General features: G+C 63.7%; 25 protein-coding genes and 1 tRNA gene. 14 read left to right on the plus strand and 12 right to left on the minus strand.

Going from position 1 to position 24,998, the window contains the following annotated elements; translation table 11 throughout:
* Together DEM26_RS17285 and DEM26_RS17290 are read left to right on the plus strand one after the other, a co-directional pair.
* Entirely contained in the window at positions 1-1,431 is a 1,431-nt protein-coding gene (locus tag DEM26_RS17285) for an NAD-dependent succinate-semialdehyde dehydrogenase (protein WP_088718688.1), read from the plus strand.
* 10 nt (positions 1,432-1,441) lie between these two features.
* Positions 1,442-2,335 (plus strand): 2-oxo acid dehydrogenase subunit E2, encoded by an 894-nt coding sequence (locus DEM26_RS17290; protein ID WP_233243171.1) that lies wholly within the window; start codon positions 1,442-1,444, stop codon positions 2,333-2,335.
* 667 nt (positions 2,336-3,002) lie between these two features.
* Here DEM26_RS17290 and DEM26_RS17295 read toward each other — a convergent pair.
* Positions 3,003-4,418 (minus strand): tetratricopeptide repeat protein, encoded by a 1,416-nt coding sequence (locus DEM26_RS17295; RefSeq protein ID WP_146194478.1) that lies wholly within the window; start codon positions 4,416-4,418, stop codon positions 3,003-3,005.
* A 386-nt stretch (positions 4,419-4,804) separates the two neighbouring features.
* Between DEM26_RS17295 and DEM26_RS17300 the strand changes: the two genes are divergently transcribed.
* On the plus strand, positions 4,805-5,011 hold the full coding sequence (locus DEM26_RS17300) for a DUF1127 domain-containing protein (RefSeq protein ID WP_075776535.1): 207 nt from the start codon (positions 4,805-4,807) through the stop codon (positions 5,009-5,011).
* Between the two features lie 568 nt (positions 5,012-5,579).
* On the opposite strand, the gene guaB is transcribed toward DEM26_RS17300, so the two are convergent.
* Together guaB and DEM26_RS17310 are read right to left on the minus strand one after the other, a co-directional pair.
* Positions 5,580-7,028, minus strand: coding sequence for an IMP dehydrogenase (guaB, locus tag DEM26_RS17305; RefSeq protein ID WP_075776536.1), 1,449 nt, complete (start codon positions 7,026-7,028; stop codon positions 5,580-5,582).
* A 298-nt stretch (positions 7,029-7,326) separates the two neighbouring features.
* Positions 7,327-8,289, minus strand: coding sequence for a tellurium resistance protein (locus DEM26_RS17310; protein WP_088724253.1), 963 nt, complete (start codon positions 8,287-8,289; stop codon positions 7,327-7,329).
* 107 nt (positions 8,290-8,396) lie between these two features.
* Between DEM26_RS17310 and speB the strand changes: the two genes are divergently transcribed.
* Complete coding sequence (gene speB, locus DEM26_RS17315; protein WP_109172941.1) at positions 8,397-9,386, plus strand: agmatinase; 990 nt, start codon at positions 8,397-8,399, stop codon at positions 9,384-9,386.
* A 39-nt stretch (positions 9,387-9,425) separates the two neighbouring features.
* Here the strand turns inward: speB and DEM26_RS17320 are convergent, their stop codons facing one another.
* Positions 9,426-10,319: a GNAT family N-acetyltransferase gene (locus tag DEM26_RS17320; RefSeq protein WP_158275149.1), complete on the minus strand. Its 894-nt coding sequence runs from the start codon at positions 10,317-10,319 to the stop codon at positions 9,426-9,428.
* A gap of 73 nt (positions 10,320-10,392) precedes the next feature.
* Between DEM26_RS17320 and DEM26_RS17325 the strand changes: the two genes are divergently transcribed.
* The 8 genes from DEM26_RS17325 (at position 10,393) to DEM26_RS17360 (ending at position 17,422) form a co-directional block, all read left to right on the plus strand.
* Positions 10,393-10,599 carry a hypothetical protein gene (locus DEM26_RS17325; RefSeq protein WP_088718694.1) on the plus strand — a complete coding sequence of 69 codons (207 nt, stop codon included), beginning with the start codon at positions 10,393-10,395 and terminating at the stop codon, positions 10,597-10,599.
* Positions 10,600-10,798: 199 nt separating this feature from the next.
* Positions 10,799-11,905 carry an outer membrane protein transport protein gene (locus DEM26_RS17330; RefSeq protein WP_109172943.1) on the plus strand — a complete coding sequence of 369 codons (1,107 nt, stop codon included), beginning with the start codon at positions 10,799-10,801 and terminating at the stop codon, positions 11,903-11,905.
* A gap of 119 nt (positions 11,906-12,024) precedes the next feature.
* A complete protein-coding gene (locus DEM26_RS17335; protein ID WP_109172944.1) occupies positions 12,025-12,930 on the plus strand; it encodes a DMT family transporter in 906 nt (301 codons plus the stop codon).
* A 50-nt stretch (positions 12,931-12,980) separates the two neighbouring features.
* Positions 12,981-13,835 (plus strand): ATPase, encoded by an 855-nt coding sequence (locus DEM26_RS17340; protein WP_075776543.1) that lies wholly within the window; start codon positions 12,981-12,983, stop codon positions 13,833-13,835.
* A gap of 54 nt (positions 13,836-13,889) precedes the next feature.
* Positions 13,890-14,810: a homoserine O-succinyltransferase gene (locus DEM26_RS17345; protein WP_075776544.1), complete on the plus strand. Its 921-nt coding sequence runs from the start codon at positions 13,890-13,892 to the stop codon at positions 14,808-14,810.
* A complete protein-coding gene (locus DEM26_RS17350; RefSeq protein ID WP_109172945.1) occupies positions 14,785-15,768 on the plus strand; it encodes an alpha/beta fold hydrolase in 984 nt (327 codons plus the stop codon). Before DEM26_RS17345 ends, DEM26_RS17350 begins: the two co-directional genes overlap by 26 nt.
* A gap of 156 nt (positions 15,769-15,924) precedes the next feature.
* Entirely contained in the window at positions 15,925-16,821 is an 897-nt protein-coding gene (gene ppk2 / locus DEM26_RS17355; RefSeq protein WP_109172946.1) for a polyphosphate kinase 2, read from the plus strand.
* Positions 16,814-17,422: a TetR/AcrR family transcriptional regulator gene (locus DEM26_RS17360; RefSeq protein ID WP_075776547.1), complete on the plus strand. Its 609-nt coding sequence runs from the start codon at positions 16,814-16,816 to the stop codon at positions 17,420-17,422. The genes ppk2 and DEM26_RS17360 overlap by 8 nt, the downstream gene beginning before the upstream one ends.
* Before the next feature lie 100 nt (positions 17,423-17,522).
* Here DEM26_RS17360 and DEM26_RS17365 read toward each other — a convergent pair whose 3' ends face one another.
* Positions 17,523-18,116, minus strand: a complete 594-nt coding sequence (locus DEM26_RS17365; protein ID WP_158275150.1) for an outer membrane protein — start codon at positions 18,114-18,116, stop codon at positions 17,523-17,525.
* Between the two features lie 251 nt (positions 18,117-18,367).
* On the opposite strand from DEM26_RS17365, the gene DEM26_RS17370 reads away from it, so the two are divergent.
* A complete protein-coding gene (locus tag DEM26_RS17370) occupies positions 18,368-19,114 on the plus strand; it encodes an SDR family NAD(P)-dependent oxidoreductase (protein WP_088718700.1) in 747 nt (248 codons plus the stop codon).
* Positions 19,115-19,223: 109 nt separating this feature from the next.
* Positions 19,224-19,313, plus strand: a tRNA-Ser gene (locus DEM26_RS17375).
* Positions 19,314-19,360: 47 nt separating this feature from the next.
* On the opposite strand, the gene DEM26_RS17380 is transcribed toward DEM26_RS17375, so the two are convergent.
* Genes DEM26_RS17380 through DEM26_RS17410 form a run of 7 tightly spaced genes read right to left on the minus strand, consistent with a single transcriptional unit; the run spans position 19,361 to position 24,918 of the window.
* Positions 19,361-20,428: a tyrosine-type recombinase/integrase gene (locus tag DEM26_RS17380; protein ID WP_158275151.1), complete on the minus strand. Its 1,068-nt coding sequence runs from the start codon at positions 20,426-20,428 to the stop codon at positions 19,361-19,363.
* Positions 20,425-20,658, minus strand: a complete 234-nt coding sequence (locus tag DEM26_RS17385; RefSeq protein WP_233243173.1) for a helix-turn-helix transcriptional regulator — start codon at positions 20,656-20,658, stop codon at positions 20,425-20,427. The genes DEM26_RS17380 and DEM26_RS17385 overlap by 4 nt, the downstream gene beginning before the upstream one ends.
* Before the next feature lie 34 nt (positions 20,659-20,692).
* On the minus strand, positions 20,693-21,022 hold the full coding sequence (locus tag DEM26_RS17390) for a DUF2190 family protein (protein ID WP_109172949.1): 330 nt from the start codon (positions 21,020-21,022) through the stop codon (positions 20,693-20,695).
* A gap of 1 nt (position 21,023) precedes the next feature.
* Positions 21,024-21,245 carry a phage head-tail joining protein gene (locus DEM26_RS17395; RefSeq protein ID WP_005978338.1) on the minus strand — a complete coding sequence of 74 codons (222 nt, stop codon included), beginning with the start codon at positions 21,243-21,245 and terminating at the stop codon, positions 21,024-21,026.
* The gene (locus DEM26_RS17400) at positions 21,245-23,008 is read right to left on the minus strand and encodes a prohead protease/major capsid protein fusion protein (RefSeq protein ID WP_109172950.1); all 1,764 of its coding nucleotides are present in this window, start codon (positions 23,006-23,008) and stop codon (positions 21,245-21,247) included. Before DEM26_RS17400 ends, DEM26_RS17395 begins: the two co-directional genes overlap by 1 nt.
* On the minus strand, positions 22,995-24,377 hold the full coding sequence (locus tag DEM26_RS17405; RefSeq protein WP_109172951.1) for a phage portal protein: 1,383 nt from the start codon (positions 24,375-24,377) through the stop codon (positions 22,995-22,997). The genes DEM26_RS17400 and DEM26_RS17405 overlap by 14 nt, the downstream gene beginning before the upstream one ends.
* A 4-nt stretch (positions 24,378-24,381) precedes the next feature.
* Positions 24,382-24,918: a hypothetical protein gene (locus tag DEM26_RS17410; RefSeq protein ID WP_109172952.1), complete on the minus strand. Its 537-nt coding sequence runs from the start codon at positions 24,916-24,918 to the stop codon at positions 24,382-24,384.
* Positions 24,919-24,998: the final 80 nt, after the last annotated feature.

Below are 24,998 nucleotides of genomic sequence, written 5' to 3' on the forward strand. Positions count from 1 at the left end.
ATGGACCAGACCGACCTCTATATCGACGGCGCGTGGCGCCAGGGCGCGAAAGGCGCCCGCTTCGATGTCATCAACCCCGCGACCGAGGAAGTGCTCGCCTCCGTCGCCTCCGCCGAGATCGAAGACGCGGATGCGGCGCTCGACGCCGCGCAGAAGGCCTTCGTGGACTGGGCGGCGCGCTCGCCCCGCGAACGCTCGGAAATCCTGCGCAAGGCGTTCGAGTTGATGACCGAACGGCTTGATCACTTCGCGCATCTCATCACGCTGGAGAACGGCAAGGCCGGGGCCGACGCGATGGGCGAAGCCCGCTACGCCGCCGAGTTCTTCCGCTGGTTCGCCGAGGAAGCCGTGCGCGCCGACGGGATGATTACCCGCGCCCCCGCCTCCGGCGCGCGGATCGTGGTGCAGCACAAACCGGCGGGCATCGCGGTGCTGGTGACGCCCTGGAACTACCCCGCCGCGATGGGCACCCGCAAGATCGCGCCCGCGCTGGCGGCAGGCTGCCCGGTTATCATCAAGCCCGCCTCCGAGACGCCGCTGACGATGCTCGCGCTGATGCCGCTGCTGGAAGAGGCCGGCGTGCCCAAGGGCCTCGTGAACGTGCTGCCGTCGGAGAATTCCGCGGAGATCGTCGATCACATGCTGCACGATCCGCGGGTGCGCGTCGTGAGCTTCACCGGCTCCACCGGGGTCGGCCGCAAGCTTCTGCGCTCGGCCGCCGATCAGGTGCTGAAACCGGCGATGGAGCTGGGCGGCAACGCGCCGCTGATCGTCTTCGAGGATGCCGATATCGACGTCGCTGTCGAAGGTGCGATGCTGGCCAAGATGCGCAACCTCGGCGAAGCCTGCACCGCAGCGAACCGGTTCTATGTCCACGAGGCGGTGGCCGAGGAATTCACCGCGAAGATGACAGCGGCGATGGGCGCGCTGAAGGTGGGCAACGGCGTCGAAAAGGACGTCGATGTCGGCCCGCTGGTCAACGCCAAGACCCGCGACAAGGTGGCGAGCTTCGTGACCGACGCGCTGGAGCGTGGCGCGGAACTGAAACTCGGCGGCAAGGTCCCGAACGGGCCGGGCTATTTCTACCCGCCGACCGTGCTGACGAAGGTGCCGCAGGATGCCGCATGCGTGCATGACGAGATCTTCGGCCCGGTCGCCGCGATCCAGACCTTCACCGACGAAGAAGACGTGATCGCACGCGCCAACGACACCGAATACGGGCTCGTGGGCTATGTCTTCACGCAGGACATGGCGCGCGGGATGCGGGTCTGCGAACGGCTCGATTACGGGATGGTCGGGCTCAATCGCGGCCTCGTCAGCGATCCTGCAGCGCCCTTCGGCGGCTCCAAGCAATCGGGTCTCGGCCGCGAAGGCGGGCATGAAGGGATGCTCGAATTCATGGAAACGCAATACATCTCGGCCAGCTGGTGAGGAGGATGCCATGAGCTATGTCGCAAGCCCTTCGGTGCGCAGCTACGCCGCCGAACGCGGGGTGGATCTCGACCGCCTCGCGCAGGAGACCGGGCGCGAGACGCTCGCGCGCGAAGATGTGGATCGCAAGGCCGACGGGGCGGGCTCCGGTGTCGCACCCGGCCCCGCCCCGGATGCCGCGCGCTACTGGGATGTCGATCATGCGGCCTTCGGGCCGGTGACCGAAGAACCACTCTCACGGATCGCCCGAGTCGCCGCCGACAACCTCTCGGCCGCGAATTCGCTGATCCCGCAGGTCACGCATCACGACAGCGCCGACATGCGCGCGGTCGAGGCCTTCCGAAAAGGCCTTCGCGACGAGGCGCGGGACCGTGGCACCCGCCTGACGGCGCTCGCCTTCCATGTGCGGGTTCTGGCGCGCTGTCTGCGCGAATTCCCCCGGTTCAACGCCTCGCTCGACGCAAGCGGCGAGACGCTGGTGCTCAAGGATTACGTCCATGTGGGCATCGCGGTCGACACGCCGAACGGCCTGATGGTCCCGGTGATCCGCGACGCCGACCGCAAGGGGCTTTGGGAAATCGCGGCGGAAATCACCGACCTGTCTCGCAAGGCGCAGGGCCGGAAACTGCGCCCCGAGGAAATGGGCGGCGCCTCGATGACGATCTCCAATCTCGGCGGGATCGGCGGCAGCGCCTTCACCCCGATCGTGAACCCTCCGGAAGTCGCGATCCTCGGCATCACCCGAAGCCAGGTCACACCGGTCTGGGAAGGCGAATGGGTGCCGGTGCCGCTTTGCCCGCTCGATCTGAGCTACGATCACCGGGTCATCAACGGCGCCGATGCCGCGCGCTTCCTGTCGCGCTATGCAACACTGATGGCGGTTCCGCGCCGGATGCTGATCTGACGGCGGAACGGGGCGCGAAGCATCGCGCCCTCGCCGTGGTCGACGTGGCGATCTGCCGCCCCCGCCGGAGACAGCCCGTCGATTACGATTGCCGGGTAAAGGCACAGCGTCCAAAGAGACGCGTGGCCGGTAGCTTCAAGCGACGTCCGTTCACCGGGCATCCCTTTTGAATCCGATCTCGGATCGTGCGGGGATGGCGGCGAAACCGAACTGCGATTTCGTCGGTCTCACAGTAGCGGGGCAGCGGGACTTCCTGGGGCTCAGCACCGATCAATTGACGCTTTTCACACGCCATGTGTTCTGCCTCCCAGGTTCTGGGGGGATACGGCGAGCAATCCCCTGCACTGAGCCGTCGAGGCATGTTTCGAGTGGCGATTTTCCATTTGTTGTCTCCGGCATTTGTGGAAACCGGAATGGAGATGATTAGCTTCCGACATACTGCCAGAAGGGCGGATTCCAGAAGTTCGCTGCGTTCGGTTCAAATGTATGGTTAGAGCGCGTTGCGGCGGGCTCGGGGGATGCCGGACGGGAAACGGAATTTCCTTGCGATATCCACGAACGGCCCCAACGGGCAGGCACTGGACTTTCACTATATCGGCCAAAAAAATTGGACTTCATGGTCAGATGGCATTCAATGCATGCGTCATCGGGTATTTGAGTAACGAAGCTATTCTTCTGGCAAACCTGCCCGACGCATTGCGTCGTAGAACTCCTGCCGGTTCTCTACGGCTGATGGTGGAAGCGAGTCACTCAGTTTGCGAACGGTCAGTCCCGGATACGCTGCAAGCAGCTTTCGATAGGCTTCTTCGGCATCCGCCTGCCGTCCAAGCCGAATATTCAGAGACGCTATGAAACGGTAGGCCCATTCGACGCCAGGAGAGAGGGCCATTCCTCGCTTGAAGTGTTTGAGGCACTCCTCAAAGCGATCTTCATGGAGATATGTGACCCCGCGGCCAAACTCTATGTTGAACAGGAAAGGGTCGAGTGGACTAAGGGCTTCCGCACGATCAAAGCTCAAGCGCGCCTCTTCGGTTTCTCCAAGATAATGACGGTTCCAGCCGCGGCGCATCCAGCCCCAAGCACAATTTGGGTCGATCGCAAGCGCGCGATCTATAAAAGTTCTGCTGAAATCGTGATCCGTTGAAACGAGGTCAACTGCTGCGCCGACAGCCACCATCGAAGGCGCATGTTCACCGACGAATTGGGCAGCCTGCTGCGCCAACCGCAGCGCCTCTGCCTTATCCGCCAAAGGATTGTCTGACCATATGTAGGAGCACTGTTGCGCAAGCGCCCATGCCTTATGCGCCAGCGCAGGTCCATAGTCCGGAGCGATCGAAAGCGCTCTATCGAACAGGTCAATCGCTCGTGCGTTGCTTTTGCGTTGATGGGCCCACATGTGCGGCAGGCCGGTCAAAAACAATTCGTAAGCATTCCGGCTTTCCGGCGGAGTGGTTCTTGCGCGTGCGATCTCGGCATTGCGCAGACTGGGTAAAATCTGCCCCGCGACTTGGCCTGCGACCCTATCCTGCAAGGCGAATAGGTCGTCGAGCCGGTCGTCGAAGCGTTCAGTCCAGATTGTGCGACCGTCGCGCCCCTCTACGAGTTGAACTGAGATCCGCACTCTGTCGTCGGCGCGCCTGACAGTCCCCTCAACAACGTAATCAACCCCGAGTCTTTCGGCGACTTGAGGCACATCCAGATGCTCGCCGATAATCGCGATTGCAGATTGGCGGGCGATGACGTGGAACTCATGCACCCGGCCGAGCGCACCAGTAATTTCCTCGACCACCCCGTCGGCAAACATGTCTGTGGCAGCCACTCCGATCTCTTCAAAGGGGAGCACTGCAAGGCTGGGAAGCCGCCTTGCTCTATGAGGGGCGGCTGTAGCTACAGGAGTGGCTGAGCCCAAGCGCTCGGCTTGCCGCATTTCCCGGAGCCAATCTTCGAAACCTTCCGTGGCAAGATCGAACCCTTCGAGAAATACGCCCGAGCCGGACTTGTCGGCGACCACTGCGGTCGGGTCCAGCCAGACGAGTTGTCGGTTCGCGTCAAGAACCCCTTCGGGCAAAACGCGACGCAACACCGACAACTCCTGTCGGAGCGATGCCCGGGCTTGCACCTCGGATCGGTCCGACCAGAGAAGGTCTGCCAATCGCGCACGCTCGGCCCGCATTTCCGGTTGTTGTGACAGGAAGGCGAGCAGCGCTTGCCCCCTTCGCGACAGGCCCACGAGTTCGAGGCCTGACCCATAATGGGCAGAGAACACTCCGTGAAGGATAAGTGTCAAATGCAGCTGTCCCGTCGACGTAGCCATAATATCTCGCGGTTCTCGAAGCTTCTTACGGTCGTCGCATTCGATTTTACGCGATTTTTACGCTGGAGGGAGAGTTTTGGTGGGCGGCTTTTGCGGGTGTTTTGCGGAAGACTGGCAATCTGGCTTCAGTTTGCCACTTCAGCAGGAGCCCAGAGATGCAAACCCTAAGCGACATTGCCCTCAAAATTCGCCGCCCCAAGGGCTGGATGCACGCCCTCCACTGGATTGTGGAGCAGAATGCCAACTACCGCGCTTCGCACAAGTTGCGTTCCATGACCGACGAACGGCTCGAGGACATGGGGATATCACGTGAGGACGCGGATACCGCCTTCTACAAACGCTTCGCGCTCCGCGACGATTGATCCTGTGCCGGGAGGGCGGTGGCATTTCCTTCACGGGTGTCATGCGCGAGCAGTCGCCCTCCAGCACACCTTTATTGCGTTGCAGCCGCGCAATGCATGACTGCTGTCATTAGATGAGAGGTTAATTCAAGCGAGCAGACGCCTGCTGTGCTCGGAGCAAGTGTCTGGTTTGGGATGGGCCGACAAGAGCTAGTCATCCGGGGCTGCTGGGCGTAGCTGATCGCTGCATGTGCACTAAAACATCGGGCGATCGGCCAATTTTCCGAGACTTTGTCTCCGACATGATGACCGTTCCGTATCGCTACCAGTTTATCTGACGCGCTCGATACCTGCGCGCATCGGCGGTGCATTGAAGCATCAACATAACCCCGTTCGACAGCGACGCGTCAGCGATATACCGAGCCGCGAAAAGATAGCATCGGAGCGAACGGATGCAGCTGCAACGAAACTGAATCAGTTCGCATAAGCAAACGCTGTCCAGTTCTGGGTAGTTCATATCCTGTTCACCTTCAGGCCGCGCGCATCGCGCGCGGCCTGAAGGATCGATTAAAGACGTACAATCAGATACTTACCCGATCCGGTAGTTCGGGCTCTCGCGGGTGATCGCGACGTCGTGGACGTGGCTTTCCTTGAGACCCGCGCCGGTGATGCGGACGAAATTGCAGTTCGTGCGCATCTCGGCGACCGTCGCGGAGCCGGTATAGCCCATCGCTGCGCGCAGACCGCCCACGAGCTGGTGGACGACGGCGCCTGCCGGGCCTTTGTAGGGCACCTGCCCCTCGATGCCTTCCGGCACGAGCTTGTCGTTCGCCGCATCCTTCTGGAAGTAGCGATCCGCCGAGCCGCGTGCCATCGCACCTAAGCTGCCCATGCCGCGATAGGATTTGAACGAGCGGCCCTGATAGAGGATCACTTCGCCGGGGCTCTCGTCGGTGCCCGCGATCATCGAGCCGACCATGGCGCAGCTTGCGCCCGCCGCGATGGCTTTCGCGAAATCGCCCGAGAACTTGATGCCGCCATCGGCGATGATCGGCACGTCTCCAGCCGCACTCACGCAATCCATGATTGCTGTCAACTGCGGCACGCCCACGCCCGCGACCATCCGCGTCGTGCAGATCGAACCCGGACCGATGCCGCATTTCACCGCATCCGCGCCCACGTCGATCAGCGCCTTGGTGGCATCTGCCGTCGCCACGTTGCCCGCGATCACCTGAATATCGTTCGACACCTGCTTGATGCGCTTCACCGCGTCGATCACGCCCTGACTATGGCCGTGGGCGGTGTCGACGACGATCAGGTCACAGCCCGCATCGATCAGCGCCTCGGACCGCTCGAAGCCCGCATCGCCGACCGAGGTCGCGGCGGCCACGCGCAGGCGGCCCAGCTCGTCCTTGCAGGCGGTGGGGTTGAGGACAGCCTGCTCGGTGTCGCGCAGCGTCAGCAGGCCGGTCAGCTTGCCCTCGTCATCGGTCACCAGCAGCTTCTCGATCCGGCGCTCGCGCATCATCGCGATCGCTTCGGACCGATCCGCCGGCTCCTGCAGGATCGCGAGGTTGTCGGTGGTCATCATCACCGAGACCGGAGTTTCGTCCTTCTGGGCGAAGCGCATGTCTCGGTTGGTCACGATGCCGACGACGCGGCGGTTTTCATCGACGACCGGGAAGCCGGAGAAACCGTAGCGCTCGGTCAGTGCCTTCGCATCGGCCAGCGTCTGATCGGGGCGCAGCGTGATCGGGTTGTAGACGATGCCGCTCTCGAAACGCTTGACGCGGCGGACCTCGTCGGCCTGCTGCGCGACGGTGAGGTTCTTGTGGATCACGCCCACGCCGCCCGCCTGCGCCATCGCGATCGCCATGCGCGCCTCGGTGACGGTGTCCATCGCGGAGGACAGAAGCGGGATGTTGAGCCGGATTTTCTTCGTCACCTGGGTCGAAACATCTGCGGTTGCCGGAAGCACCGAAGAGGCTGCGGGAAGAAGAAGAACGTCGTCGAAGGTGAGCGCCTCGCGAATCTGCATGGGGGGTCTCCAGTGTCCAGATGCGTTTGGCAGTTTGCTGTTTCACGCAATGGACGCGAAGGCAACCCCTCGCGGACGCGGTACGCAGCGGGTGTGCGGAAAGGTCGGCCTGCGTGCACCGCGCCAAAGGTCTCTGGGCGCGGGGGCGACCAGCCCCGGGCCGCGCCCGAGCCTCCCCCGGTTGGGCGCATTGGTCATGTCGTCGCGGGCGCACTCGACACCCGGGCCTTCAAGACAAAGCAGCCGGCCACGTGCGGAGCAAAGCGCCTATCCGAGGCTCGGGGGCCGCCCTTTCGCCTCACGCAATCGCGGCGTTGGTCTTCATCGCAAGCTGCCCCTTCGCCCAAAGTTGCAACACCTTCAGCGCGATCGGTACTACGACCAGCGTCGCCGCCGTCAGCATCAGCGCGCCGGGCAGCGCCCAGACGCCGCCAAGCGCGAGCCAGCACCCCGCCGTGGCTGCGACCGGGAAGGTGAACGCTCCCCAGAGCGGCGAGAAGCCCCCAGCGAGCAGCCAGCGCACCGACACGACCAGTGCCAGCAAATAGCCAGCAGACAGGATCGCCATCGCCTGCGCGATGCCCATCGCGCCGAACCCGCTCGCGACAGTCCCGAGCAGCGCCGCAGGCGCGAGGTGAATGGCGAGTAGCGGGCGCAGCGGCGCGGGAACGCGCTCATGTGCGAATTGTCGCAGCGAGATCATCCAGATCACGACGGCCGACAGCATCGCGACCCAGAACATCACCAGAGCCACGCTATCGAGCCCGAGGATCACGGCCGCCACCGCGCCGACGATCCAGCCCGAGAAGGTCAGCTGCCACGTGGGATTGACGCGGCGCTGCTCGGCCGGGCCGGTCGCGAGTGTGTAGATCACCGCCGCGATCAGCCCCAGATGCACGACGACGCCCAGCCAGAAGACGATCGCTGCCAGCCCGCCATAGGGCGCAAGCGACGCCGCGATCAGATAGATCGTCAGCGTTCCCGCCGCGAGCCCCGCACGCCCGGGCAGCACGCGCAGATCCTCGAACACCACGCCCGGACGCCGCACGATCTTCGCGCCATAGGCAACCAGCGTGAACAGCGCGAGCAAGGTCACCGCGCCCAGAAACAGCTCCGCCAGATCGGGCGGCAGCGCGAATTGCCCCACACCACGCCGCCACGCGATCCCGAGGCCCATCAGCCCCAGCACGGGCGGGAACATCGCGGGCGGGGTGCGGCGAAACAGGCCCTTGGGCGTCATCTTGGGCGGGGCGAAGGACATGCGCTCTCCTCGGGCAATCGGCAAATCATTTCGGTCGCGCAGAAGCTTGCAATATTTCGCGCGTGGCGAAAAGCTGTCGGGGGTGCGACAGGGTGTCTGGAGGCAAGATGGCGGGACATGGGTATGAGGCGGGGCGGCTGAACCTGCCTTTCGTGGGGATTTCGACTTTCGGCAAGCGCGCATACGTGGCCGATTGGGATGCGATCGAGGCGGATGTGGCGGTGATGGGCGCGCCCTTCGATTTCGGCACACAGTTCCGCCCCGGCGCGCGGTTCGGGCCGCGGGCGGTGCGCGAGGCCTCGACGCTGTTCTCCTTCGGACACGCGGGCGCCTACGACCACGAGGATGACGCGACCTATCTCGGGCCGGAGGTCACGATCGTCGATATCGGCGATGCCGACATCGTTCATACCGACACGGTGAAGAGCCATGCGAATATCGAGGCCGGCGTGCGTGCTATGCTGAAGGCGGGCGCGCTGCCGGTGGTGATCGGCGGCGATCACTCGATCAATATTCCCTGCATCCGCGCCTTCGAGTCCGATTGCGCCGAGAAGGGACCGATCCATATCCTGCAAATCGACGCCCATCTCGATTTCGTGGACGAGCGCCACGGCGTCACCGAAGGCCACGGCAATCCGATGCGCCGCGCCGCCGAGAAGGACTATGTCTCGGGCATCACCGCGCTCGGCATTCGCAACGTCTCTTCCACCGCAAAAGACGGGTATGACGCCGCCCGCGCAATGGGCGACGACTTCCTGAGCGTGCGGCAAGTGCGCAAACTGGGAACCGAGGGCGTGCTGGCCCGGATTCCCGAAGGCGCACGGATCTATGTCACGATCGATATCGACGGGTTCGACCCCTCGATCGCGCCCGGCACCGGGACGCCGAGCCATGGCGGGTTTCTCTATTACGAGGTGCTGGAGATCCTGCAGGGCGTGGCAAAGCGGCACGAAGTTGTCGGCATCGATCTGGTCGAGGTCGCCCCCGATTACGACCCCAGCGGCTCGACCCCGATCCTCGCAGCGCAGGTGCTGCTGAATTTCCTCGGCTTCATCTTCCACGCGCGACAGTCCAGCGGCGCGTCTGCGGCGGGCTGAGGAGCCTCCGGCGGGGATATTTGGATCAAGAGGAAGGGGTTAGCCCGGCAACACCCACATAGTCGCCCCGAGACTGTGCGGCTTGGCGCCGGTGCCCAGTTTGAAGTGCATCCGCCCTGCCCCGTCCTCGCTATCCACCGCACCGAGATCGAGCTGTCGGATTCCGCGCGCCTTCAGCCGCAGCGCGGCCTGCCAGAGCATCAGGTTATGCGCGCCGGACACGCGCCCTTCCGGCCCGGTCCATCCGATGTGATAGCTGGCACCTCCGCCGTGAAGCAGGAAGATGCCGCCCGCGATCCGCTCTCCTTTCGATGTCGCGACGCGCAAGGCGAGAAGGTCGGCGGGGCTGCGATCCGCCCACGCGAGGGTGAAGCTCGGCGGCAAGGCGCGGTAACCGCGGGCGTGTTGCTGGGCCGCGTCGGAGGCGAGAAGCCACTCGATCTCGGGCTCGGGCTCCACGCACAGCCCGGCACGCTCTGCTGCCGCCAACCTGTTGCGCCATTTTCCCGCCAAGCCTGCGCGCAGCGAGTGGGCATTGGGGAGTAAGGACCAATGCGCATGGTGGCGCGGGGTGATCAGCGGGATCAGCCCGAACCCGGCCAGCGGGTTTTCCGGCGTCATCAGCACCAGCCCGGCACGGCGCGCGATCCGACGCAGCACTGCGCGCCGGATCCAGATACCGAGCTCCGGCGCAAAGACCGGCCCGCGCGACAGAAGCCACAAACCGCCGCGCCCGATCATCTGGGCCAGCGCGACCCGCCTGCCCTGACTTGTCGCCTCCAGCCGCAGGCATCGCCGCCCGCGCGCGGCCGCGATCGTTCCATAGAGCGCCGCCTGCTGAACAGCCGGAGGGTGTTCCGGCGCAAGCGCGCGCAACGCACGGTTCCAGCTGTCGTCGGAGCCGGGAAACTGCATGACACGAAGAGGTTTCATCGCTGCCATTAAGGCCGGCTTCACCTAAGTCTGGGTTAATGGAGACGCGAAACGTTTCAACCTTGAGGCGAACATGCCCCGCATTCTCCCCAACGCGCTCCGCAACCTGCGCCAATCACCCAGACCCGCGCGCAAACCGTTGCGCCCACGCCAGACCGAGGAACCGCGAAATCTGCCAGCGTCACGCGCGACGCTCTGGAGCGCGCTTTTCATCGCAATCTTCGGCGCGGCGCTCTGGCTCGGCCTTCTCGCGATTCTCAGCTTTTCCAGTGACTTCTGAACGCTTCAGTTCAGAACTTGACGTTCAGGTCACCCTGGAGTGACCGCGAAGACACGGTTTTCCCTGCACAGCTGCAACAGAACGTGACGTCACCGTGATCCCCAGATTGATTTACACCTTCCGGGTGGTAGCGTCGCCGAAAGGAATTCCTTCGAGACGTTAGGATCTCCTTCGGGACACGTTAGGGAAGAGGAACATTATGAAACGTGTGATGACTTCGATGGCCGCACTCGCGATTGGCGCAGGCGCGGCCCATGCGGGCGGGGTGGAGCGCTCGACACAGTCTGTCGGTATCCTGTTCGAGCAGGGGAACTACGCCGAAATGAGCTTTGGCGCGTTCAATCCGGATGTTTCGGGCACTTTCCCGACGGGTGCGGAATCGGGCGACATGGCGCCGGGTTACGGCACGCTGAGCCTCGGGTATAAGCAGCAGCTCAACGACCAGTGGGATCTCGCGGTCATCTTCGACCAGCCCGTCGGCGCGAAGGTCAACTACCCGGCAGCTGCGAACACTGGATATCCGGTCGGCGGTTCGAACGCGACGATCAAATCGTCTGCCGTGACGGCCCTCGTCCGCTACAAGATGCCGAGCAATATCTCGGTCTATGGGGGCCTCCGCAGCGAGAGCGTCTCGGGCAAAGCGTCGCTCTATCAAGGCGGCGCCAATTACTACAACCTAGACACCTCCGAAGAAACCGATTTCGGCTATGTCATCGGGGCCGCTTGGGAGAAGCCTGAAATCGCAGCGCGCGTGGCTTTGACCTATAATTCTAAGATCGAGCATGAATTCGACGCCAAAGAGACTGCAGGAGGCGCGGACTTCAATACGAATTTCACGACGACTGTTCCGGAATCTGTCAATCTTGAGTTCCAGACCGGTATCATGAAAGACACTCTTCTGATGGGCTCGGTGCGCTGGGTCCACTGGACGCAATTCGACATCTCGCCGCCGGTCTATGTCGGGAACCCATTACTTTCGGGCGGGGAACCGCTCGTCGACTATGCCGACAATACGATCACATATAATCTTGGCGTCGGTCGCCGCTTCAACGACCAATGGTCGGGCGCGATTATGTTCGGCTATGAGAAGCACCAAGGTGGCACCGTAGGCAACCTAGGTCCAACCGATGGCTTCAAATCTGTCTCGCTGGCGGCTAGCTACCAAGCGACCAGCAACATCAAAATCACCGGCGGCGTCCGCTATGTCGATATTGGCAATGCCAAAACGGAAATCGGTCCTTACACTACCGACTTCTCCGGCAATGACGGCTGGGGCGCAGGTCTCCGCGTCGGGATCAACTTCTGATCGCAAGGTACTGATAATTCTCGAAAAGCCCCGCTTCGTGCGGGGCTATTTCTTTGGATCATCGACATTGCCGCAAGTTCCGGGTGGTGCGCGTCGCTGCCGCCCGCTAGATCGAAGCGATGAAACACGCACCCGCCCCTTTATCCCTCACCCCACTCGCCTGGGCGCTGCTCGCGGCGCTCGCGCTGATCTGGGGCTCGTCCTTCCTGTCGAACCGCGCTGCTCTGGAAGGTGCGGGCGTCTTTACCGTGGTCTTCCTGCGCGTGGCCTCGGGCGCGGTGCTGATCTGGGCCTATGTCGCGCTGCGCCGCCTGCCGGTGCCGCGGCACCCGATCTATCTCGGGCATTTCCTGATCATGGGGCTCTTGAACAACGCCATACCCTTCTCGCTCATCGTCTGGGGCCAGAAGCATATCGATAGCGGGTTGGCCTCGATCCTGAACGCCTCGACCGCGATCTTCGGGGCGCTGGTCGCGGCGGTGGTCTTCACCGACGAGCGGTTGAGCGCGCGCAAGGCCACCGGCATCGCGGTCGGCTTCGCGGGCGTCGTGGTGGCGATCGGGCCGGATGCGCTGAAGGGGTTCGATCTGACCTCGGCGGGCCAGCTCGCCGTGCTGGGAGCGGCGCTGAGCTATGGTTTCGCGGGCGCCTATGCGCGCTTTGCAATCAGAGGCTTACGGCCCGAAGTTGCTGCGGCCGGGATGCTCACCGGCGGCGCGATCTGGACGCTGCCGATCCTGCTTCTCACCGAAGGCGTGCCGAGCTTCGACTACGCGCCCTCGGTCTGGATCGCGATGCTCTGGCTGGGTGTCGGCTGTTCGGCGCTGGCCTACCTGCTCTATTACCGCATTCTCGCGCTGGCGGGGGCAGCCAATCTCGCCCTCGTCACGCTCTTGATCCCGCCGGTGGCGATCCTCGCAGGCTGGGCAGTCTATGGCGAGCGTCTGGGCTGGGCGGAGGCCTTGGGCTTCGCGATCCTCGCGCTCGGTCTGTTGATCCTGAACCGCCGCCCCAAAACCCCGTGACGTGCGCGCCTTGCCGGGCTACACCGGGGCGAAAGACCTATGGGGACACGATGATCTATTCCAATCGCGCCGAGTGGCTGGCCGCCAAATCGAGGAAGGTTGCCCTGTTCGGCATGTCCGGCCTCGGCAAGACCTGGGCTGCGAACCTGCTGCGCGACGAGGGCTGGTTCCACTACTCCGTCGATTACCGGATCGGCACGCGCTACATGGGCGAATATATCGCCGACAACTTCAAGCGCGAGGCGATGAAGAACCCGTTCCTGGCGGAGCTTCTGCTGTCGGACTCGGTCTATATCGCGTCGAACATCACGTTTGAGAACCTCGCGCCGCTGTCGACCTATCTCGGCAAGCCGGGCGATCCGACCAAGGGCGGGCTGCCCTTCGAGGAATACCTCGAACGCCAGCGCCAGCACCGCAAGGCCGAGATGGACGCGCTTCTCGACACCGCGCATTTCATCGACCGCGCGAAGCAGATTTACGGGATCGAGAATTTCCTGTGCGATTCCGGCGGCTCGATCTGCGAGGTGGTGGACCCCGACGACCCCGAGGATCCGATCCTGACCTCGCTGTCGCAGAACCTGCTGATGGTCTGGATCGAGGGCTCCGAGGCGCACACCGAGGAGCTGATCAAGCGCTTCTCGCGCGCGCCGAAGCCGATGTATTATCAGCCCGCGTTTCTGGCCGCGAAATGGGACGAGTATCGCGATCTGAAAGGTGTGGCCGAAACGGAGGTCGACCCCGACGACTTCGTGCGCTGGACCTATGCGCAAGCGCTGGCCCATCGTCAGCCGCGCTATGCGGCGATGGCGAGAAACTGGGGCGTGACGATCCGTGCCGAAGACCTCTACCTTGTCCGCGACGCAAAAGGCTTTACATCGCTGATCGCCGACGCGCTGCCCGCGTGAGCCGCGACACTTCACGCATTACTTTAACTTCACCCTGCAAGAGACTGAGAAACAATGCCGATCAAGCTGCCTGAAAACCTCCCCGCCTTCGACATCCTGTCGCGGGAAGGCGTGATGGTGATGTCGCCCGAGCGCGCATCGCGGCAGGAAATCCGACCCATCCGGATCGGCCTTCTCAATCTCATGCCGAAGAAGATCCAGACCGAGAACCAGTTCGCACGCCTGATCGGAGCGACGCCGCTGCAGATCGACTTCCAGCTGATCCGCATGAGCGAGCATCAGACGAAGAACACCGCCGCCGAGCATATGGAAGAGTTCTACCGTCCCTTCGAAGAGGTCGAGGCCACCGGCGAGAAGTTCGACGGGCTGATCATCACCGGTGCTCCGATCGAACATTTGCCTTTCGAGGAGGTGACTTACTGGGAAGAGCTCAAGCGGATTTTCGACTGGACGCAGACCCATGTCTTTTCGACCTTCGGCGTCTGCTGGGGCGGCATGGCGATGGCCCACTACTTCCACGGCGTGAACAAGCACATGCTTGATCACAAGGCCTTCGGCTGCTTTCGGCATCGCAATTGCGCGCCCGCCTCGCCCTACCTGCGCGGCTTCTCGGACGATCTGCTGATCCCGGTGAGCCGCTGGACCGAGATGCGGCGTGACGAGTTGGAAGCGGCGGGCATGATCACGCTGATCCATTCCGATGAAACCGGGCCCTGTCTGGTCGAAGATCGCGCTCATCGGGCGCTCTACATCTTCAACCATCTGGAATATGACAGCGGCACGCTGAAAGAAGAATACGATCGTGACGTCGCGGCGGGGAAACCGATCAACGTCCCCGCGAATTACTATCCTGAGAACGACCCGAGCCGGGTGCCGACGAACCGGTGGAAGAGCCACGCCCACCTGCTTTACGGCAACTGGATTAACGAGATTTATCAGGAAACTCCGTATGATCTGGCCGAGATTGGTAACTAGCCTCGTCCTCGTGCTGCTCATTCTGGGCGGCGCGACCTGGGGACTCGAGAGCTGGCGCGGCCGGATGGCGGAGCAGCGCTATCCGCCCAACGGCATATTCGTGGACGTTGGGGACCAGCGTGTGCATATGGTCATCAAGGGCGATCACGGCCCGGCGGTCGTGTTGATCCACGGCGCCTCGGGCTCGGCCCGCGATCTGACCTTCGATCTCGCACCGGAACTAGCGAAACGCTATCGCGTCTTCGTGCCCGACCGTCCAGGGTTCGGATATTCCGATCCGCTGCCGGAGGGGCACGACACGATCGAGGATCAGGCCAAGCTGCTGCAGCAGGCGACGAAGATGGCGGGCGCGGAGAAACCGATCGTGCTCGGCCATTCCTATGGCGGGGCTGTCGCAATTGCCTGGGCGGTATATTTGCCCGGCACGCTCTCGGGTCTGGTGCCGGTCTCCGCTCCCTCGCATAGCTGGGACACCGGGCTGCCGCTTCTCTATCAGATCACGTCGCCGCCACTGGGTCAGGCGATCGCCGTCCCGTTGATTTCGGCCTGGACGCCACCCGCGATCATTCGCTCCGAGGTGGAAGGAGTCTTCGCGCCGCAGGAGATGCCGATCGGCTACATGCGCTGGTTCGGCCCCGGCATGACGCTGCGGGTCGAAACGATGCGGGTGAATGCCCGCCAGCGTGCCGAGCTGAAGCCCGAAATTCAGCAGATGATCCCCCATTATCCCGATCTCGACCTCCCGATCGTCTCTTTGCATGGCACGGCCGACACCATCGTGGGCGAGAAAATCCACGCGGTGCCCTTCACGAAGGAGGTGCCGGGGGCGGAACTGATCTCGCTCGACGGGATCGGACACATGGTCCCGCATGTCGCGTTGCTCCAGACCGTCGCCGCGGTGGACCGTGTCGCGACGCGCGCTGGCTATGATATCCTGATGAAGGCGGCGGCGGAGTAACCGCCACTCAAGCACTGCAGTCGCGTGAAAAGCGGTCACTCCTGCGGTTTTGCGCGCACGTCACACGCCCGGTATCGCCTGCCCGCCGCTGTGCGGCACCGCTTGCACCGTCCCGGCCCGCGCAGCATACTGCCGTGAAACGACAAAAGGCAGATCATGGCCAAGGACAAGAGTGACCCGCCGTTCGATATCCCCTTCGTGGGCGACATCACCCGCTACCTCGAGCAGGAAGCGCCGGATGTCGTGCGCGAGGCGATCGAGAAGGCGGACAAGGATGACATGCTCTCGCCCTCCTACCCTTACGACGAGGAGATGAAGCGCAAGAAATACGACCGTCACATGGATGCGCTTCAGGTCGAGCTGGTCAAGATGTTCTGGGACGCCAAGGAAACCGGCAAGCGGATCGCGGTGATCTTCGAAGGGCGCGACGCGGCGGGCAAAGGCGGCACGATCGGGCGGATGCGGCAGAACCTGAACCCGCGCTCGGCCTATGTCGTGGCGCTGCCGAAGCCCACCGAGACCGAAGCCACGCAATGGTATTTCCAGCGCTATGTCGACTGGCTTCCGGCCGCGGGCCAGATCGCGATGTTCGACCGCTCGTGGTACAACCGCGGCGTGGTGGAACATGTCTTCGGCTTCTGCACGCCCGAGCAGCGCGAGCATTTCTTCTGCCAGTTGCCCGATTTCGAGAAGATGCTGGTCGATGACGGGATCATCCTCGTGAAGCTCTGGCTCAACGTGGATCGCGCCGAACAGCTGCGCCGCTTTCTCAAGCGCGAGAAGGATCCGCTCAAACAGTGGAAGCTGAGCTGGATCGACGTCGAAGGGCTCAAGCGCTGGGACGCTTATTCCGACGCGATCCAGGAGACGCTGGCGCGCTCCGACAATGCGCATGCGCCTTGGACGGTGATCCGCTCGGACGACAAGAAACGCGCCCGGATCGCCGCGATCCAGACGGTGTTGAACGCGGTCGATTATGCACATAAGGACCGCGACGCGATCGGCGAGATCGACGGTGAAATCTGCGGTGGCATCGACGTTCTGAATGTCTAAGCAAGGCTATCATCACGGCAACCTGCGTCAGGCGCTCGTAGCCTCCGCGCTGGAGCTGATCGAGGAGAAGGGCCCGACCGGCTTCACGCTCTCGGAAGCGGCGAAACGCGCAGGTGTGACCCCGGCTGCGGTCTATCGCCATTTCGAGGGGCGCGAGGACCTGATCGCGGAATGTGCGCGGCAGGGCTATCTGATCTTCGGCGACCTGCTGGATCACGCGTGGAACGGCGGCAAGCCTTCGGCGCTGGCGGCGTTCTCGGCGGTGGGGCGCGCCTATCTCGCCTTCGCGCGGAAATATCCCGGTCACTACATGGCGATGTTCGAAAGCGGCATATCGCCCAACCGCTCACCCGATCTTGCGGCGGTGGCGCGCAAATCCAGCGACGCGATGGAACGGGCGACGCGCGCCCTGATGGCGCATATGCCGCCGGAAAAGCGCCCGCCCGTCGCGATGGTCGCGGCGCATGTCTGGGCGATGAGCCACGGCGTCGTGGAGCTTTATTCCCGCGAGGGAAATCGCGCGCCCTATGCCCCCGAGGACCTTCTGGAAAGCGGCATCGGCGTCTATCTGCGCGGGCTGGGCCTGATCGCTCCGGATTGAGCCGCCCTGCGCGATCCCGCCGCGTCGCAGCATCATCCGGACAAAGAAAAACGGGCGGAGGTTTCCCCCCGCCCGTCGATATCAGACGATCCGTTCCAGATCAGAACTTGTAGGACGCGGTGAGGTTCAGCGTCGTGGTGTTCAGATCGTTGGTGGTGCCGTCGAAGTTGTTGCCCTTGCGGTAGTCGAGCTCGGTACCGACGGTCCACTTCGGGTTGATGGCATATTTCATGCCGACGCCAACCAGCGGAACGGTGTCGGAGTAGCTGGCGCCCGAATTGTCTTCAGCGTCGACGTAGGACGCACCGAGCGTGCCGTAGAACAGCATGTTGTTGTAGGGCGCACCGGCGATCATCTTGAGGTCGGTCATCGAGTTGACCTTCGCGCCGGTGGTGTTGTCGTCGATGTTCGCGGCGTTATAAGCCAGCTCGCCACCGAGGACATAGCCGCCGAAGTCGCGCAGGTAACCCGCGTGCAGACCGCCCACGACGCCGTCGCCATCGATCGACTGGTCAGCCTTGCCGTAGCCGAGTTGAGCACCGGCATAGAAGCCGTCCCAGCTGAACTGCGCGGGCGCGACTGCGACCGGTGCCGGGGTGACTTCCGGAGCCGGTGCCGGGGTGGTGTAGCCGCCCGCCATCGCGGCGGAGCCAGCGAGTGCCAGAATGCTCGACGTAACGATGATACGTTTCATGTTTCTCTCTCTCCTGTCTTGGGGGTTCATCCCCCGTTGAGACGTTTTGGATCAGATCCGTTGCCCGGACCTATGCTCATTCAATGCAACGTCAATCGGCTTGGTTCCGGCCATAGGCGGCAGGTTGCCGAAGCTGTCACAAGACGTGATCGGGGTGCCGGATGCTGCAGCCGCAAAATGCATTGGCAACACTGGACAAAGCGGCGGTTCCACTGGTTAATGAACACGCGTTCATTTCGAGGGAGTATCACATGGAGTTGAGCAAAATTCGCGCCATCATCACCGGCGGCGCTTCGGGGCTGGGGGCTGCGACCGCGCGGCACTTCGTTGAGTCGGGCGCGCAGGTGACGCTCTTCGACCGCGACCGGGCGGGCGGCGAGGCTTATGCGGCAGAGATCGGCGCGACCTTCGCCGAGGTCGACGTGACCTCCGAGGACAGCGTCGCCGCCGGGATCGCAGCCGCAGTAGACGCGATGGGCGGCATCGATGTGGCGGTCAATTGCGCCGGTATCGCCACCGGCGAGCGCGTGGTCGGCCGCGACGGGCCGCACCGGCTCGAGAGCTTCGCGCGCACGATCGACATCAACCTCGTGGGCAGCTTCAACGTCGCCCGCCTCGCCGCCGCCGAGATGGCCCGCAACCCCGGCCCCGAGCGTGGCGTGATCATCAACACTGCCTCCATCGCGGCTTTCGACGGCCAGAAGGGCCAGGCAGCCTATGCGGCGTCAAAAGGCGGAATCGTCGCGATGACCCTGCCCCTCGCCCGCGATCTGGCCAGCCAGGGCGTCCGTTGCTGCGCCATCGCGCCGGGCATTTTCGCCACGCCGATGATGAAGGGCCTGCCCCAGGAGGTGCAGGACAGCCTCGCCGCCGAAGTCACCTTCCCGAAGCGGCTCGGTGATCCGTCGGAATACGCCAAACTTGCCGGTTTCATCGTCCAGAGCGGCTATCTGAACGGCGAAGTGATCCGCCTCGACGGGGCGCTCCGGATGCGTTGACCTCACGTTTATGACGGCTTTGCGAAGGATCTGAAAAAATCCTCGAAAAACGGGTTGCAAGGGCGCGCGAGGGCGGCTAAATCCCGCCCTACGAAACGACCCCTGATGCGGAGAGGTGGCAGAGTGGTCGAATGCGGCGGTCTCGAAAACCGTTGTCGGTGAGAGCCGACCCAGGGTTCGAATCCCTGTCTCTCCGCCATCCACTCTTTTGGCAGCAATAAAATCAAACCCTTAGGGGTCAGATTGTCAAACCTTCGGGCTGGGTTTGACAATGTTCGTTCGCGTTTCCTTCTCTTCTAGTGCCTTCATCCCTTCCGTCGCCAGTCGCTTGCGGTCGGCTGCGGCGGTATATCGGGCTGCCTCGGCAAGCGCGGCGTGGCCCAAAACGGCCATGATCTCGTTCGCGGAACGGCCATGCTCGGCGAGGCGTCGCGCGGTGGCCTTTCTAAGCCCGTGAGGCGACAGCCCCTTGGGAAGCCCAGCTTCAGTTGTCACATCCCGAAACCAGTTCGTAAAACCCGCTGGACTGAAAGGCTTACCCTGTGCAGTGGTCAGGAAGGTCAGGTTGTCGCGCGGCGTCGCCTCTATCGCTTCACGAAGAGGGCGAAGGACCGGCACATGAACGGTAGTGCCCGTTTTCTGCTGTGTGATCGTCAGCACACCTTCTCTGACATGCTGGCGGCCAAGACGCACAACGTCCGAGCGCCTTTGCCCCGTATAGAGCAAGAGCATGAAAGCTAGATGCGCCCGCGTGCCCGGCTTGTGTGTCGCAAGGAAGGTTTCGATGTGCTCTTCCTCCCACGTCGCGAAACCAGAAGATCGCACTTTGATTTTGCGGACGCCCTGCGTCGGATCATCACGACGCCAGCCCAGTTCAACTGCGTGCCGCATCAGCAGATGAATCATGCGCAACAGGTTGTTCGCCGCCGTGGGCGTCTCGGCCTTGGCTCCGATGATCGCCCGAACATGTTTGGTTTCCATCTTTGCAACGCGGTTGTCGCCATACGCAGTTCGGAAGCGCTCGATGATGCCGCGATAGGTGGTCTTAGTCGAGCTTCGCAGCCCGGCAAAATCCGCAGTCTGATAGTAGCTCGCCACCAGCGCGTCCACGCTCCCGGGCTTAACCTTTTTTGCGCCTACCTGCGGCACGCTGCCCTCCAAAGCCTCTTCATAAGCGGCCATAAATTCGGGGCTCCACGGCAAGCCGGGAAGCGCCGCGCGCGGCACGCCGGGCTTGCGAAGATACCAGCGGACCTTTCCATGTCTGTCTGTAAAGCCCTGACAGTAAGGCGGTGGTCGTCGGAGTTGCTTCATACTTGGTCCCATTCGTTGTCATCGGAACCATCTTCGGACGAGTCACTGTCGCCCGGCAAGCAATCAATCGCAGCGTCCAGCGCCCGCACGTCCCAGAGGATGCGGCTATAAATCCGCTTCGGGCCGGGCATGAAGCCGTCGGCCATCATTCTGTCAAAGGTATTGGGAGACACCCCGGCATAAGCAGCCGCTTCAATCCGCGACAGTAGTCGCGCGGTCGGAACGGGCAACGCTCTATGTCGTGCCGGGGTGTGCATATCAACCTCAGAACGCTCCGTTGAGGCGGACCCGAACGGACCCGGACGGGTTGCCCGCTGCCGAGACGGCCACGCCGATCTTTGTATTGCCGCTGGCGGTGCTGGTCACGGCCCCGTCGGACGCGCGGAAATAGATCGCATCGCCCACGGCCAGTTCGTCGGTGGAGACTTTGGGCATCTCGAAGACGCCTTCCGTCACCAGCACCAGAGGTTCGCCAATGGCGGCGTCGCCCGATGCGATGCCGAAGAGATTGCCGAGTTTGACGCCATCGCCAGAGCTGGCGGCGGCCACGGCGGTGACGGTGAGGTTTTCACCGGGTTGCACGAAATTGCGCATTTCAGGTTCCTTTCGAGGTTCGGAAATGAAGGGTGGTCGGCGTCCGACGCCCGGCCAGTTCGGCAATCTGCCGGTCCAGCGACGCCAGAGCGGCGGCCATCTGGGCGTCGGACTTGTATTCGACTTCCTCGCCATTCTGGTCACGGAAGCGCCGCACGCCGCCCGCACGCGCCGTCAGAAGCGCGTCACGGGCTTGCGTGAGCTGGTCGAGCGTCAGCGCCATCAGGAAGCCGCCACGCGCTGCGCGCCGCGCCAGTCGAGCCAGCCCGCGCCGAAGTCGAGGAAGCCCCGGAAGGACAGCCCCAGCGTGTCCCAGCTTTCGCGGCGCTGGACTTGGACGCCCTCGGCCCCGCTCAGATAGGCGTAGCGCAGGCAGGCCAGACGGCCCGGGTCCGCGAAGAGATACCACGTGCCCGACGGCAGGCGCGGTTCCACCAGCAGCTTCAGCTTGCCCGCGAAGGGGTTCACGTCCGCCGTGGTGCCGGGTTGGATCGCGGCAAGGATTTCCTCGGCCTCGGTTTCCAGATCGGCGGGCACCAGCAGGTAGCGCGGCGGCGCGTCGATGATGGTTTTGCCATCGGTGCCCTTGCGCAGGCGCATGGCTTCGCGGTTCTCGGTCAAGGTCGCCTTGGACGGCAGCCCGGCGGTTTCCCCGATGTTGCCCCGGCTGGCGTCGAAGACGGGCGTGCCGTCGCGCATGTCCGGGTTGCTGGTTAGCATCGCCACCATGATCGCCGCTTCCGTCTGCGCAGCCGCCTCGCCAAAGGCGCGCACGGTGTCGCTCAGAAGGTTCAGGTCATCATTGATGATGAGATTCCGGGTCAGGTCGATCCGGCGGCCAAAGGTCTTGAGGTTGATGGACTCGCCCTCTTCGGCCCGGCTGGTGGCGGTGAACTCGCCATTCTCGGCCATCTCTTCCAGCTCGCCCATTTCGCCAAGGCGAATTGCCGTGCTGGTCTTGAAGTCCCGGAGCGTCTGCTTGCGGCAAAGCGCCTTCAGGGGGCTTTCGGCGGCCCGGTAAGACGCCATCGCGGTCTTGCCGGTCGCGTCCATGACGGTCAGGGCGAAGTCGCTGGTGCCGTGCGCGGCGGCGCGGTGAAGCACTTCATCCCGGCTCATGCCGCGCGTGCTGGTGCCCATGCGCTCCACGGATTCGCGGGCCATGTCCATCAGGCTCACGTCGGCATAGGTGCGCGACGCCTCGGGCAGCTCTTCCAGCCCGCCCATGCGATAGGCAAGCGCCTCGGCTTGTCGGGTGCGGATCGTGGCCGGGTCTTCGTTCGAGCCATGCACGCGGACCACGGGGGCCGAGCGGCGGGTTTGCTGAGCGTCGAAGACGGCAGCCTTGGCGGCGGTCATGTCGGCTTCGTCGTCAATGAGCTGGTCGGCCAGCTCCGGGCCAAGCCCGGCAGCGCGGACAAGCCCCCGGATGTCGCTCCGGCGTTGCGCTTCCGCCTCTCGCGGCGAAAGGGTTTCGATGGTCTCGGGCATGGGGTCCTCTTTCTGCCGTAGACGGGCGGACGGGTCCGCCGGATTAGAGGTCAAAGTGACCTCGGTGAGACGCCACCCGGTCGGGCTCTTCACCCTGCCCTGCGGCGTATTCCGTTCGGCCCAGCCCGAGACGCGGTAGCCGATACTGACTCCGCTCACGGTGCCGTCCGCGATCCGCTGGACCACGGGGGCCGCGTCTTCGGCGCTGGTAATTTCAAGGACGGCCACCACGGCGTCGCCTTCCACGCCGATGGACCGGACGCGGCCAAGCTGGTCGCGGACAGAGGCGGTGCGGTGCGAGTCCAGGACGGGCAGCCCGTCAGAGCCCGACAGGTCCAGCGTGTCGGCGGTCAGCACTTCCAGAAACGGCCCCCGGGCGTCGCGCCGGGTCACGGGCGACGGTGTGGCGATCACGGCGGAGACGGTGCGCGTCTCCGGGTCATAGCTGTTGGGGCGGGTCTGGGTGGCCCGCGTCAGCGAGTTATCGAGGGGCATTCGCGTCTCCACTACTGAAGGACAGGCTAAGCTCGGCTTCCCGCGCGCGGTCGTCGGCAATCTCGCGGTCAAGCTCGGCCACGTTCCAGCCGAGCTGTGCAACAGCTTGGCGGCGGCTGGTCAGCCCCATTTCGAGGGCAGCGCGGGCCGCTTCCATGTCCTTTTGCGGGTCCACCTGCATGGGACGCGGCGGCAGCCACTCGGCTTTCCGCGCGGCGGAAAGGTCCGCCACGTCCAGACGCCCGGCCACGTATTCGTCAGTGACGAAGCGTTGGAAGATCGGATTCAGGAATTGCGGGACAAGCGTGTGGTAGACGTATTGCTCCACCTTGGCCCGGAACGGCAGAAGCCCGGCCCGCAGGCTAGAATAGTTCGCTTGGCTCAGGTCGCCGTCAACAAGGTGTTGGGGCACGCCAAGCCCGGCGGCAATCTGGCCGAGCGTCAGCTTTGCGAAGGCAATGGACTCCTTGGCTTGCTCGGGCGCGGCGAACTTGATGTCAGTCCCGCCCGGCAGGACGCGCACCACGCCGGGTTCAAGGGAAATGTCCCCGCCATCGGCTTCGGGGAAGGCTTCACCGGCCCCGCCCATGTTCGTGGTGTCGGTGACGAAGCCCGCGAACATGGAAGAGATTTTCAGCCCGACAAGCATGGCATCAAGGGCTTGGTCCAGCTCATTGACGGTAAGCAGGATCGGGGCGAGCTGGGAAATACCGCGCACTTGGCCCGGGCCGAGCTGGCGAAAAATGTGGATCACGTCTTCAGCCGGAACGCGGATGGTCTCTTGCGGGGTCGGGAAAAGATCGGTCGGGCGTTGCGGGCGGAAGTGATAGGCGCGGCGCGTGCCATTGGCGGCAAACTCCACGCCCGCCACCACATAGCCGCCGTTGCCCAGCTCGCGGGTGTCGGTTTCGTCCAGAGCCTCGGCAGGGTATTGCCGCCAGACGGTCCGCGCGTCGCGGTTCTCGGCCACGAAGAGGGCTTCCCCGTCTACGATTTCGGCTAGCACGGCGGCGGCGGTCATGCCCCGGAAGTCGGTGCGCGCCTCGGCGTCCAGATCGGCATCGGAAAACTCCTTGTCGATAAGCGCGGCCACGTCCTTATCGGGATAGGCTGAATTGGCTTCGATGCCCGCCCCCACGGCCTCGGCCACAATCGCGTCCACGGCGTTGCGGATATAGCCGTTGTTGGCATAGGCGTGCCGAGCCCGGGCGCGCACCGGAATGGCGGCGGCCAGTGTCTCAGTCCCATGCGAGCCGAAGTGCCGCCCGAAGCCCGCGCCACGACGGCCACCGGCAGCCGCGTCAAAGGATCGGACGGCCACCGGCGCCGCGTCGCGCTTGAAGGGATTGAGGCGGGTCAGCAGGGACATGGTGTTAGCCCTCCATCCCTCTGATGGCCGTCAGAAGCTCGGAAATGAGGCGCGATGCGCAGAGCTGGAAGCGGCAGTCTTCCGGCCCGAAGTCGAGGTCAGCGGACTCGAAGATCGAATCCACCCTCGCGTCTTGCTCGGGCGTTTCGCTCGGCCAATCGGCTGCGCAGGCGAAACGTCCGTCTGCATACATGACCAGAGACACGCCGAAGACCTGCCCGGCCTCCGCCTTGTAGATGCCTTCACCGATGAGGCTCAGGGTGCGCCCGGGCGCGGTGCGGGGCGTGCTCAGAAGAAACCGGATAAGCCGTTCGAGCTGCCAGCGGTCGAGGCCGAAGGCGCTCGCCTTCTGGGCAAGGCGCAGCGCGCAAATGGTTTCCATGCTGTAAGTGTCCGCGCGACCGGCCCGGCCTTCGGGCGGGAAAGCGTGGCGTTGCGTCAGATGCCGCAGCGCTTTGTCGGCGCGCTTGCGGTTCTCTTCGTCCGTTAGGTTGTCGAGCGTCGCGAACACGGTCGCTGCATCGGTGATGGTATAGGTCATGCTTCAGTCCCATTTTTTGGCCATTCGACCCTTTAACCCATTTTGGGTTGACTGGTCAATACGCGACCTTTATGACGACG

The organism is Thioclava sp. NG1 (assembly GCF_003122275.1).
GTDB lineage: Bacteria > Pseudomonadota > Alphaproteobacteria > Rhodobacterales > Rhodobacteraceae > Thioclava > Thioclava nitratireducens.

Coding starts and splice junctions, on each gene's coding strand:
- DEM26_RS17335 (WP_109172944.1), top strand. CDS start 12,025: ATGAAACACGCACCCGCCCCTTTATCCCTCACCCCACTCGCCTGGGCG.
- DEM26_RS17405 (WP_109172951.1), bottom strand. CDS start 24,377: ATGTCCCTGCTGACCCGCCTCAATCCCTTCAAGCGCGACGCGGCGCCG.
- ppk2 (WP_109172946.1), top strand. CDS start 15,925: ATGGCCAAGGACAAGAGTGACCCGCCGTTCGATATCCCCTTCGTGGGC.
- DEM26_RS17325 (WP_088718694.1), top strand. CDS start 10,393: ATGCCCCGCATTCTCCCCAACGCGCTCCGCAACCTGCGCCAATCACCC.
- DEM26_RS17310 (WP_088724253.1), bottom strand. CDS start 8,289: ATGTCCTTCGCCCCGCCCAAGATGACGCCCAAGGGCCTGTTTCGCCGC.
- speB (WP_109172941.1), top strand. CDS start 8,397: ATGGCGGGACATGGGTATGAGGCGGGGCGGCTGAACCTGCCTTTCGTG.
- DEM26_RS17370 (WP_088718700.1), top strand. CDS start 18,368: ATGGAGTTGAGCAAAATTCGCGCCATCATCACCGGCGGCGCTTCGGGG.
- DEM26_RS17360 (WP_075776547.1), top strand. CDS start 16,814: ATGTCTAAGCAAGGCTATCATCACGGCAACCTGCGTCAGGCGCTCGTA.
- DEM26_RS17340 (WP_075776543.1), top strand. CDS start 12,981: ATGATCTATTCCAATCGCGCCGAGTGGCTGGCCGCCAAATCGAGGAAG.
- DEM26_RS17410 (WP_109172952.1), bottom strand. CDS start 24,918: ATGACCTATACCATCACCGATGCAGCGACCGTGTTCGCGACGCTCGAC.
- DEM26_RS17350 (WP_109172945.1), top strand. CDS start 14,785: ATGATCTGGCCGAGATTGGTAACTAGCCTCGTCCTCGTGCTGCTCATT.
- DEM26_RS17345 (WP_075776544.1), top strand. CDS start 13,890: ATGCCGATCAAGCTGCCTGAAAACCTCCCCGCCTTCGACATCCTGTCG.
- DEM26_RS17390 (WP_109172949.1), bottom strand. CDS start 21,022: ATGCGCAATTTCGTGCAACCCGGTGAAAACCTCACCGTCACCGCCGTG.
- DEM26_RS17400 (WP_109172950.1), bottom strand. CDS start 23,008: ATGCCCCTCGATAACTCGCTGACGCGGGCCACCCAGACCCGCCCCAAC.
- guaB (WP_075776536.1), bottom strand. CDS start 7,028: ATGCAGATTCGCGAGGCGCTCACCTTCGACGACGTTCTTCTTCTTCCC.
- DEM26_RS17320 (WP_158275149.1), bottom strand. CDS start 10,319: ATGAAACCTCTTCGTGTCATGCAGTTTCCCGGCTCCGACGACAGCTGG.
- DEM26_RS17380 (WP_158275151.1), bottom strand. CDS start 20,428: ATGAAGCAACTCCGACGACCACCGCCTTACTGTCAGGGCTTTACAGAC.
- DEM26_RS17330 (WP_109172943.1), top strand. CDS start 10,799: ATGAAACGTGTGATGACTTCGATGGCCGCACTCGCGATTGGCGCAGGC.
- DEM26_RS17285 (WP_088718688.1), top strand. CDS start 1: ATGGACCAGACCGACCTCTATATCGACGGCGCGTGGCGCCAGGGCGCG.
- DEM26_RS17365 (WP_158275150.1), bottom strand. CDS start 18,116: ATGAAACGTATCATCGTTACGTCGAGCATTCTGGCACTCGCTGGCTCC.
- DEM26_RS17300 (WP_075776535.1), top strand. CDS start 4,805: ATGCAAACCCTAAGCGACATTGCCCTCAAAATTCGCCGCCCCAAGGGC.
- DEM26_RS17395 (WP_005978338.1), bottom strand. CDS start 21,245: ATGGCGCTGACGCTCGACCAGCTCACGCAAGCCCGTGACGCGCTTCTG.
- DEM26_RS17290 (WP_233243171.1), top strand. CDS start 1,442: ATGAGCTATGTCGCAAGCCCTTCGGTGCGCAGCTACGCCGCCGAACGC.